Origin of the sequence: Pseudomonas reidholzensis, from assembly GCF_900536025.1 — a bacterium.
GTDB classification, from domain to species: domain Bacteria; phylum Pseudomonadota; class Gammaproteobacteria; order Pseudomonadales; family Pseudomonadaceae; genus Aquipseudomonas; species Aquipseudomonas reidholzensis.
Window position 1 is genome coordinate 186,921 of record NZ_UNOZ01000031.1, and the last position, 12,032, is coordinate 198,952.

The following is a 12,032-nucleotide window of genomic DNA, read 5'->3' on the forward strand; positions in this document are numbered from 1 at the left end:
CGAATACTACGCGCTGAACTATCGTGATTCTCTCCAACGCCAGCCCATCTGATTTCGATGTGTGGTCGTTCTGAGAAAACAGGGAAGTGCACGCAATGAACCGAGTATTTGCGCTGGTATGGAACGCCTCGATGGGCTGCTGGACAGTGACTCACGAACACAGCAAGCGTTGCCGCAAGGGCTCGCGTCGCCTGGGCAAACTGGCGCTGCCGGCCTTGCTGCTGGGTGCCCTGGCCAGCCAATCGGCTCAGGCCACGTGCTCCGCCGCCGGTAGCACAATCACCTGCAGCGGCATTCCGACGCCGCCGCTGTATCTTAATGACTACAGCAGCGCCACCAGCGGGCTGACGGTCAACGTGACCTCGGGCGCGGAGATGAACGCCACCGAGGGCGGCAAGGTCATCAACCTGACCGGGGCCAACATCAACCTGAACAACTCCGGCACCATCGACCCGAATGTGGGGGCCCTGGTCCCGGTGTCGGTCCTCAGTGGCGGCGCGTTCATCGGCACCGGCGCGACCAGCACGGTCAACGTGGTCAACAACACTAACGGGATCATTCGCGGCACCGGCATGGTGCTCGGCTCCACCCTGACCAGCATCGACGGTCTGGGGATTGCCGTGAACAACGGGGTGTCGGGCACCACGACCATCACCAATGACGGCACTATCACCTCCACCCGACTGCCGCCCGGCGTGAACACCCTGGCCGATACGCCAGTGGTCGGGGTGTATGGCGGTTCGCAAGTCAACATGACCAACAGCGCCACCGGTACGATCAACGGCCGGGTCGCGTTCGAGACGTCGGTGGCGGGCAACACCTTCACCAACGCCGGTAACATCACCGGCGGCGTGTCGATGGGGGCGGGCAGCACCAACACCTTCTACGCGATCACAGGTTCGAGCGTTAACCAAGGTGACGGTGCGCAATTGTCCGTCGGCGTCGGTGGCTTGATCGGCGTCAACCTGACCTTCGCCCCCACCGGGACGATCGATGGCGGCGCAGCCGGTACCAACACGCTGATCCTGCAAAACCCGATCGGCCTCGGCGGCGGCACCACCGGGACCGGCACGGCGTCCAGCCTGGTCTACGTCAACTTCAACAACCTGACCCTCAACAGCGGCACCTGGACCTTGCAGGGCCCGTTGGTCAGCGGCGCGACCACCCTCAATGGCGGTGTCGCGCAGTTCAACGACAACGCGGCGTTCGGCAGCGGTGTGCTGACGTCCAACGGCGGGATTCTGCAGGCCAGCAATGCCGGTTTGACGCTGGGCAACCAGATCAACCTGGGCGCCGGTGGTCTGACCTTGCAGGGCATCAACGGCATGACCCTGAACGGGGTGATCTCCGGCACGGGCGGCCTGACCAAGATCGGCAGCGGCCAGATCAACCTCAGCGGTATCAACACCTACTCCGGCAATACCGTGCTCAACGGCGGTGTGGTGCTGGTGGGCAACAACCAGGCGTTCAGCACCGGCGGCATCACTGTTAGCGGCTCTTCGAGCATCTCGGCGACGGCGCCGATTTCGCTGGCTAACGCGATCACGCTCAACAGCACCCTGACCGCCACCGGCACTGGTGCGCTGACTCTGGGCGGAGTGATCAGCGGCGCCGCCAACCTGACCAAGACCGGCAGCGGCAGCCTGACCCTCAACGGCATCAACACCTACACCGGGATCACCAGCCTCAGCGCCGGCACCTTGCGCGTCGGCAACAACAACGCCCTGGGTACCGGGGTGCTCAACACCAGCAACGGCACCAGCCTCGACAGCACCGGCAATGTGACCCTGGCCAACAACGTCGGCATCACCGGGGCGTTGAACGTGCTCGGCAGCAATGGCCTGACCCTGGCCGGCGTCGTGTCCGGCACCGGCGCAATCACCAAGAGCGGCAGCGCCAGCCTGACCCTGACCGGCAACAACACCAACAGCGGCACCACCGCCCTCAACGGCGGCAGCTTGCTCGTCGGCAGCAACACCGCCCTCGGCACCGGCGCATTGAACGCGGCGGCCGGCACTACGCTGGATGCGACCACCGCCGTGACCCTGGCCAACGCGGTTGCGCTGTCAGGCGGGCTGACCATCGGCGGCACCCAGGCGCTGGGCCTGAGCGGTGTCATCAGCGGCGCCGGCAACCTGATCAAGGGTGGCACCGCGAACCTGACCCTCAGCGGCAACAACACCTTCTCCGGCGGCACAGCGCTGGATAGCGGGACGCTGATCGTCGGCTCCAACACCGCGCTGGGTACCGGCGCCCTGACCACGGCGGCGGGCACCACCCTCGACGCCAGCACCACCGTGGCGCTGAGCAACGCGGTCGCACTGGGCGGCAACCTCAACGTCGCCGGCAACGCCAACCTGACCCTCGGCGGTGTCGTCAGCGGCAGCGGCGAGCTGACCAAGAACGGCGCGGCCAACCTAATTCTCAACGGTGCCAACACCTTCAGCGGCGGCACCACCCTCAATGCCGGCACCCTGACCGTCGGCAATGCCGCCGCACTGGGCAGCGGCAGCCTGACCGTCGCCAACGCCGCGACCCTCGACAGCAACACCTCGGTGATCCTGAACAACAACCTCGCCCTCAACGGCAATCTGGCCATCGGCGGCAGCAACGGCATGATCCTGGGCGGCGTGCTCAGTGGCGCCAGCCAGTTGATCAAGAACGGCACGGCCAACCTGACCCTCAACGGCGCCAACACCTTCACCGGCGGCACCGCGCTCAACGCCGGCAGCCTGACCGTCGGCAACGGCGCGGCACTCGGCAGCGGCACGCTGACCATCGGCGGTGCGGGCGCAACGCTCAACAGCAGCACCAATGTGATGCTGAACAACGCGATTGCCCTCAACTCCAACCTCACCGCCGGCGGCGCCAACCCGCTGACCCTCGGCGGCGTGATCAGTGGCGGAAGTAACCTGATCAAGGCCGGTACTTCGACCCTGACCCTGACCGGCAACAACACCTACACCGGGACTACGTCACTGAATGCCGGGACTCTGATCGTCGGTTCCAACACCGCGCTTGGCACTGGCGTACTCAACGCGGCAGGCGGCACCACGCTGGACGCCAGCACCGCAACCAGCCTGGCCAACAACGTCAACCTCGGCGGCAATGTGACCATCGGCGGCAACAACGCGCTGACCCTCGCGGGTGTGGTCTCCGGGGTCGGTGGCCTGACCAAAAGCGGCCCGGCCGACCTGATTCTCAACGGCGCCAACACCTACTTTGGCAACACCGCACTCAACGTCGGCAAGCTGATTGTCGGCAGCAATACCGCGATCGGCAGCGGCGCATTGAACGCAGCGGCCGGCACCACACTGGATACCAACACCGCCGTCACTCTGGGCAATCAGGTCAACCTCGCCGGTGCCATGAACATCGGCGGCAGTGCCGATCTGACCCTCACCGGAACCGTCGCCGGTGCTGGCAGCCTGGTGAAAAACGGTGCGGCCAACTTGAACCTCAATGGCACCAATACCTACGTCGGCGGCACCACACTGAACGCCGGTACGGTGACCGTCGGCAACAGCTCGGCGCTCGGCACTGGTGCCTTGACCGTCGGCGGTGCGGCAACGCTCGACAGCAGTTCGCCGCTGGCCAGCCTCGCGAACGCGGTTGTTCTCAATGCGGCGCTGAGCGTCGGCGGCACCCAGGACCTGACCCTCGGCGGTGTGATCAGCGGCACCGGCCAGTTGATCAAGAACGGCGCGGCCAACCTGACTGTCAACGGCAGCAACACCTTCAGCGGTGGCAGCACGCTCAATGCGGGTACGCTGACACTGGGCTCGGCCGCTGCACTGGGCAGCGGCGGCTTGACCGTCGGCGGCGCTTCGACGCTGGACACCAGCACCGGCATGAGCGTCGGCAACAACATCACCCTCAACGCCGGCCTGACCCTGGCCGGCAGCAACACACTGAACCTCAGCGGCGTGATCGATGGCGCCGGCAGCCTGACCAAGGACGGCTTCGGCGATCTGACGCTCAGCGGCAACAACACCTTCACCGGTGCGCTGAACATCGCCTCCGGCAGCGTCACCACCGCGAGCAGCGGGGCGCTCGGCAACACCTTCGGCGCCACTATCAGCGCCGGTGCCAGTCTCTATCTCAACAGCAGCGCCAACCTCAACGGCTTGAGCGGCAGCGGCAGTGTGCAGGTCGCCGGTGGCAATACCCTGACCGTGGGCGGCGTGAGCAGCACCAGTACCTTCGACGGCGACCTCGGTGGCAGCGGTGGCCTGACCAAAGTCGGTAGCGGGACGCTGAACCTCACCGGCATCAACGGCATCACCGGCAACACCACCGTCAACGGCGGTACGCTGAACCTCACCGGTTCGCTGGCCAGCTCGCAGCTCAACGTCAACAATGGCGCCACCCTCACAGGCACCGGTTCGGCGCTTGGTTTCATCACCATTAACAGTGGCGCTCATCTGGCGTTGTCCTCGGGCAACACCTTGTCCGCCTCGTCGCTGATTCTGACGGCCAACAGCAATGTCGATGCGAGCCTCGCCACGCCATCGACCACGTCGCTGATGAACATCGGTGGCAACCTGACCCTCGACGGCAATCTCAACGTCACCGATGCCGGCGGTTTCGGCGTGGGTGTGTACCGCTTGTTCAACTACGTCGGTGCGCTGACCGACAACGGTCTGACCGTGGCCGGTGTGCCGGTGGGTTACGACCTCGGCGACATCCTCGTGCAGACCCTGGGTAATCAGGTCAACTTGGTAGTGTCGGCGCCGAACACCAACATGCGTTTCTGGGACGGCAGCCAGAGCATCCCCAACGGCACGGTGGATGGCGGCAGCGGCACATGGAGTGCCGGCGGCAGCAACTGGACCAACTCCAACGGCACCTTGAACCAGACCTGGGCCGGCGACTTCGCGGTGTTCCAGGGCACGGCCGGCACGGTATCGGTCAACGGCACGCAGCTGTTCAGCGGGATGCAGTTCCTCACTGATGGCTACAACGTGGTCAACGGCACGTCGGGGCTGCTGACCGCCGTCAACGGCAGCGGTGGCACCACGGCAATGCGCGTTGACCCGGGTGTGACCGCCACGGTCGGCGTGAACATCGATGGCAGCGGGATTCTCAACAAACTCGACGCGGGCACTCTGGTACTCAACGGTGCCAACAGCTACACCGGCGGTACGCAACTGGACGGCGGCGCCCTGGTGGTGGGCAGCAACACCGCGCTGGGCAGCGGCGCGCTGATCGCCAATGCCGGCACGCAACTCGACAGCAACACCGCCGTGACCCTGGCCAATGCCGCCACGCTCAACGGCAACCTGACGATTATCGGCAGCAATGCCTTGACCCTCAACGGTGTCATTTCCGGCACCGGCGGCTTGATCAAAAACGGTTCGGCCAGCCTGACCCTCGGCGGCAACAATGCCTTCCTCGGGCCGGTGGCACTGAACGCGGGCGGGTTGATTCTGGCGTCGAACAGCGCACTGGGTTCGGCCACCCTGAACGCGGCGAACGGCACCACCCTAGATGCCAGCGACGTCTTCACGGCGGGTAACGCGATCAACCTGGCGGGCCACCTCGGCATCGTCGGCAGCAACGATCTGACCCTGAGCGGGGCGATCAACGGCGCCGGCAGCCTGACCAAGCATGGCGCGGCCAACCTGATCCTCAGCGGTGCCAACAACTTCCTCGGTGGTATCACCCTCAACGCCGGCACCCTGACCGCCGGCAGCAACGGCGCCCTCGGTCTGGGCAACCTGACCGTCGCCGATGCTTCGGCACTGGACAGCAACACGTCGGTGTCGCTGGGCAACAACGTGGTGCTCAACGCCAACCTGACCAACACCGGCAACAGCGACGTAGCGCTCAGCGGCGTGGTCAGCGGCACCGGCGGCCTGATCAAGAACGGCGCCTCCAACCTGACCCTCAACGGCATCAACACCTACAGCGGCGGCACCACGCTGAGCGCCGGTACCGTGACCCTCGGCACCTCGTCGGGCCTGGGCTCCGGCGCGCTGACCGTGGCGGGCGCTTCGACCCTCGACACCACGGCGCCGCTGGTGCTGGCCAACAACGTCAACGTCAACGCCAACCTGAGCGTGGCCGGTAACAACAACCTGACCCTAGGCGGCGTGATCGCCGGGGCGGGCACCCTGACCAAGAACGGTCTGGCCGACCTGACGCTGTCCGGCAACAACATCTTCAGCGGTACCTTCGACGTGCAGGCCGGCAGCATCACCACGCTGGGCAACTCGGCACTGGGCAGCAACGCCGGGGTCAACCTCGGCAATACCGCGACGCTGAACCTCGGCAGTTCGGCCAGCCTCGCCAGCCTGACCGGTAGCGGCACCACACTGATCGGTGGCGGCAACACGCTGAGCATTGGCGGCAACAACGCCAGCAGCATTTTCGGCGGTGTACTCACCGGCACCGGCGAACTGAGCAAACTCGGCACTGGCACGCTGACCCTGACCGGCCTCAACAGCCTGACCGGCAACACCACGGTCAACGCCGGCACCCTGAGCGTCAACGGCTGGCTGGACAGCGCCAGCGTGCTGGTCAGCAGCGGCGGCACCCTCACCGGTGGCGGTTCGCTCGGCGGCGCCGTGAGCGTGGCGGACGGTGGTCATCTGGCCGGCGCCACCGGCAGCACCCTGTCGGTGAACTCACTGGTGTTCAACGCCAACTCCAATTTCGATGTCGCCCTCGGCGCACCGGTCTCCGGTGGCGGCAATCCGCTGGTCACCGTCGGCGGCAACCTGACCCTCGACGGTACCCTCAATGTCAGCGACATCGGCGGTTTTGGCAGTGGCGTGTACCGCTTGATCAACTACACCGGCGGCCTGACTGACAACGGCATGCTGATCGGCACCCTTCCGGGCATCTTCACGCCGGGTGATCTGACGCTGCAAACCGCGCTGGCCAATCAGATCAACCTGGTGGTCACGGCGCCGAACACCACCCTGGGTTTCTGGGACGGCAGCCAGACCATCCCCAACGGTACGGTCGATGGCGGCAGCGGCACGTGGAATGCCGGCGGCAGCAACTGGACCAACTCCAACGGCACGTTTAACCAGACCTGGGCCGGCGACTTCGCGGTGTTCCAGGGCACGGCCGGCACGGTGTCGGTCAACGGCACGCAGCTGTTCACCGGGCTGCAGTTCGTCACCGATGGCTACAACGTGGTCAACGGCACGTCGGGGCTGCTGACCGCCGTCAACGGCACCGACGGCACCACGGCGATGCGCGTTGACCTGGGTGTGACCGCTACGGTCGGCGTGAACATCAACGGCAGCGGCACTCTCAACAAAATCGACAGAGGCACGCTGGTCCTCAACGGCGCCAACAGCTACAGCGGCGGTACCCAACTCACTGGCGGCACACTCGTGGTCGGCAGCGACACCGCGCTGGGCAGCGGTGCGCTGATCGCCAATGCCGGCACGCAACTGGACAGCAACACCGCCGTGACCCTGGCCAACGCCGCCACGCTGAACGGCAACCTCACGGTGCTCGGCAGCAATGCGCTGACCCTCAATGGCGTGATCGCCGGCACCGGCGGGCTGATCAAAAACGGCTCCGCCACCCTGACCCTCGGCGGCAACAACGCCTTCCTCGGGCCGGTGGCATTGAACGCGGGCGGGCTGATTCTGGCGTCGAACAGCGCGCTGGGTTCCGCCACCCTGAACGCGGCGAACGGCACCACCCTGGATGCCAGCGGCACTTTCACTGCGGGCAACGCGATCAACCTCGCTGGCAACCTCGGCATCGTCGGCAGCCACGATCTGACCCTGGGCGGGGCGATCAATAGCGCCGGCAGCCTGACCAAGAACGGCGCGGGCAACCTGACCCTGAGCGGTGCCAACAACTTCCTCGGGGGCATTGCCCTCAATGCCGGCACCCTGACCGCCGGCAGCAACGGCGCCCTCGGTCTTGGCAACCTGACCGTGGCCGGTGCCTCGGCGCTGGACAGCAACACGTCGGTGTCGCTGGGCAACAACGTGGTACTCAACGCGAATCTGACCCATACCGGCAACAGCGACGTGGCGCTCAACGGCGTGGTCAGCGGCACTGGCGGTCTGATCAAGAACGGCGCCTCCAACCTGACCCTCAATGGCATCAACACCTACAGCGGCGGCACCACGCTGACCGCCGGTACCGTGACCCTCGGCACCTCGTCGGGCCTGGGCTCCGGTGCGCTGACCGTAGCGGGCGCTTCGACCCTCGACACCAGCGCCCCGCTGGTGTTGGCCAACAACGTCAACGTCAATGCCAACCTGAGCGTGGCCGGCAACAACAATCTGACCCTAGGCGGCGTGATTGCCGGGGCGGGCACCCTGACCAAGAATGGTCCGGCCGACCTGACACTGTCCGGCAACAACACCTTCAGCGGCACCTTCGACGTGCAGTCTGGCAGCCTGACGACGCTGGGCAACTCGGCGCTGGGCAGCAACGCCGGGATCAACCTCGGCAATGGCGCGACGCTGAACCTCGGGGGTGCGGCCAGCCTCGCCAGCCTGACCGGCAGCGGCACCACACTGATCGGTGGCGGCAACACGCTGAGCATCGGCGGCAGCAACGCCAGCAGCAGTTTTGCCGGTGTGCTCACCGGCACCGGCGAACTGAGCAAGCTCGGCACCGGTACGCTGAGCCTGACCGGCATCAACAGCCTGACCGGCAACACCACGGTCAACGCCGGCACCCTGACCGTCAACGGCTCGCTGGACAGCGCCAGCGTGCTGGTCAACAGCGGCGGCACCCTCACCGGTAGCGGTTCGCTCGGCGGCGCCGTGACCGTGGCGGACGGTGGTCATCTGGCCGGTGCCACCGGCAGCACGCTGTCGGTGAACTCACTGGTGCTCGACGCCAACGCCAACTTCGACGTCGCCCTCGGCGCACCGGTCTCCGGTGGCGGCAATGCGCTGGTCAACGTCGGCGGCAACCTGACCCTCGACGGCGCCCTCAACGTCAGCGACGTCGGTGGTTTTGGCAGTGGCGTGTATCGCCTGATCAACTACACCGGCGGCCTGACCGACAACGGCCTGCTGATCGGCAGCGTCCCAGGCAGCGTCACTGCGGGCGACCTGACCCTGCAAACCGCGCTGGCCAACCAGATCAACCTGCTGGTCACCGCGCCGGGCGTCACCGTGCAGTTCTGGGACGGCAACCAACTGGCCGCCAACGGCTCGGTGGATGGCGGCAGCGGCACCTGGGGCACCGGCACCAGCAACTGGACTGACGTCAACGGCACGACCAATCAGCTCTGGAGCAACAGCTTCGCGGTGTTCCAGGGTACTGCGGGCACCGTCACCGTAAACGGTACGCAAACCACCACTGGCATGCAGTTCGCCACCGACGGCTATCGCCTGCAGAACGGTACGGCCGGTGCGCTGAACCTGGTCAACGGCGCCACGGGCAATGCTGCGGTTCGCGTCGATCCCAATGCGACTGCCGTCCTCGACGTCACGCTCACTGGCAGTGCTGCGCTCGGCAAATATGACAGCGGCACCCTGGTGCTCAATGCGGCCAACAGCTACAGCGGTGGCACGCAGCTCAACGGCGGCACGTTGGTGCTTGGCAACGCCGCAGCCTTGGGCAGCGGCGGACTCACCGCCGCCAACGGCACCACACTGGACACAAACGTAGCGTTGGCCCTGGGCAATGCGATCACCCTCGACGGTGGCCTGGCTGTCGCCGGCAGCCACGACCTGACCCTCAATGGCGCGATAAGCGGGAGCGGCTCGCTGAGCAAGCAGGGCAGCAGCACCCTGACACTCAACAGCGCCAACACCTACAGCGGCGGTACCCGGCTCGAGGGGGGCACGCTGGTGGTCGGCAACAGCGCTGCTCTGGGCAGCGGCGGCCTGATTGCTGCGCCAGGCACCCTGCTGGACAACAGCACTGCGCTGACGCTGGGCAATGCCGTCACCCTCGACGGCGAGCTGACCCTCGTCGGCAGCCACGACCTGGGCCTGAGCGGCGTGATCAGCGGCAGTGGTGCGTTGATCAAACAAGGCGTCAACAACCTGACCCTGAGCGGCGACAATACCTTCAGCGGCACCCTCGACATCCTCGACGGCAGCCTGACCCTGAGCGGCGACAACGCCCTGGGCAACGCCCACCTGAACCTCAGCGAAGCGGCTAGCCTCAGCGTCAGCGGCATCACTGAGCTCGGGGCATTGAGCGGCGAAGGCGATCTGGTCCTTGCCTCGGGCAGCGAGCTGCAGGTGGGCACTGACAATTCCAACAGCGTCTACGACGGCACTCTCAATGGTCCGGGCCGGCTGAGTAAAACAGGCAGCGGCAAGCTGGTGCTCAACGGCCAGTCCAGCGTCGCTGGCGGCACCCAGGTCAACGCCGGCAGCCTGGTCATTGGCGGCGCCCGCGGCAGCACCGCGAGCCTGACCAGCGATGTGCAGGTCGCCAGTGGCGCGCTGCTCGGCGGCCATGGGACCATCATTGGCCGGGTCGACATCGCCAGCGGCGCAACGCTCAACCCCGGCAACTCCATCGGCACGCTGCGCGTCAACGGCGACGTCAACCTGGCTGCGGGTTCGAACCTGGAAATCGAAGCCAATCCCGATGGCACGTCGGACCAGTTGATTGCCACCGGCACCGTCACCCTGGCCGGCGCCAACCTCAAGGTCCTGGCCGGCACCGGCGACTGGGCGTCCAGCACCCGCTACAACATTGTCCAGGCCGCAGCGCTCAACGGCACCTTTGCCAGCGTCAGCAGCAACCTGGCCTTCCTCACGCCGGAGCTCGCCTACTCGGCGACCGGCGTGCAACTGATCCTCGAGCGCAACGGCGTCAGCTTCGTCTCGGTAGGCCGCACCTTCAACCAGCGCGCGGCCGCTGCGGGCGTCGAATCACTGGCTTCAGGCAACCTCTACGATGCCATCAGCGCACTCACGGTCGAACAAGCCCAGGCAGCCTACGACAGCCTCTCGGGCGAGTTGCATGCCAGCACCCAGGGCGCGCTCTTCGACGACAGCCGTTACCTGCGCGATGCCATTGGCCAACGCCTGCGCGCGGCCCAGGGGCAGGCGTCGACCGACGCCATCCTGCACATCGACGCCGACAGCGGCATGACCTTCTGGATGCAGGGCTACGGCGGTTGGGGCGACAGCCGCGGCAACAGCAACAGCGCGCGCCTGGATCATGACAGCCGCGGCACCCTGCTGGGCATCGATGTGCCGGTCGGCGATAACTGGCGCGTGGGTGTCGCGGCCGGCTACGGCACCAGCAAGCTGGATGTCGATGCGCGCAACTCCTCGGCCGAGATCGACAGCACCTCGCTGACCGTGTTCGCGGCAGGCCAATGGGATGCAATCAACCTGCGCCTGGGCGCTTCGCATGCCTGGAGCGACATCGACAGCAGTCGCCACGTCGAGGCTGGCAGCATCAGCGAGCACGACAAAGCCAGCTACGACGCCAACACCACGCAAGTCTTCGGCGAACTGGGCTACGCCATCACCGCCGGCGACTTCACCCTGGAACCCTTTGCAGGCCTTGCGCATGTGCGGGTCGACAGCGACAGCTTCAAGGAGCACGGCACCAGCACCGCCTTGCGCGGCGAGAGCAAGAAGGACGACCTGACCTACGGCACCCTCGGCCTGCACGCCTCGACCGCGCTGACCCAGGTCGGCGCCGTACCGATCGCGCTGCAAGGCACGCTGGGCTGGCAACACGCGTTCGACGAGCTCGATCCGCAGCGCCAACTGTCGTTCGCCGGTAGCGATTCGTTCACCGTCAAGGGCACCCCTCTGGCGCGGGACACCGCACTGGCGCAACTGGGCGTGACCGCCCAGGTCGCCAGCGGCACCACGGTGGAGCTGGGGTATTCCGGGCAGTTCGGCGATGGCTACAAGGACAACGGCATCCGCCTGGGGCTGAATGTGAGCTTTTAACAACGGTCGTCGGCTGGCGCTGCACGGTAATTGCCAGAGCTGAAATGCAAAAAGCCCGCAATGATGCGGGCTTTTTGCTGCAGGTTGCTTTACCCGCTGGCGGTCAGTGTTCGAGGCGTTCGGCCCCGCACAACTTACCAATGACCGCTGCATTAACTATAA

At 66.1% G+C, this 12,032-nt stretch carries 1 protein-coding gene; it reads left to right on the forward strand.

Going from position 1 to position 12,032, the window contains the following annotated elements:
* The first annotated feature begins 95 nt into the window (after nucleotides 1-95).
* The gene (locus CCOS865_RS23185; protein ID WP_119145238.1) at nucleotides 96-11,870 is read left to right on the forward strand and encodes an autotransporter-associated beta strand repeat-containing protein; all 11,775 of its coding nucleotides are present in this window, start codon (nucleotides 96-98) and stop codon (nucleotides 11,868-11,870) included.
* Nucleotides 11,871-12,032 lie beyond the last annotated feature (162 nt).

Bases quoted from the DNA above. Each gene is read 5' to 3' on its own strand.
- CCOS865_RS23185 (WP_119145238.1), top strand. From the start codon at position 96: ATGAACCGAGTATTTGCGCTGGTATGGAACGCCTCGATGGGCTGCTGG.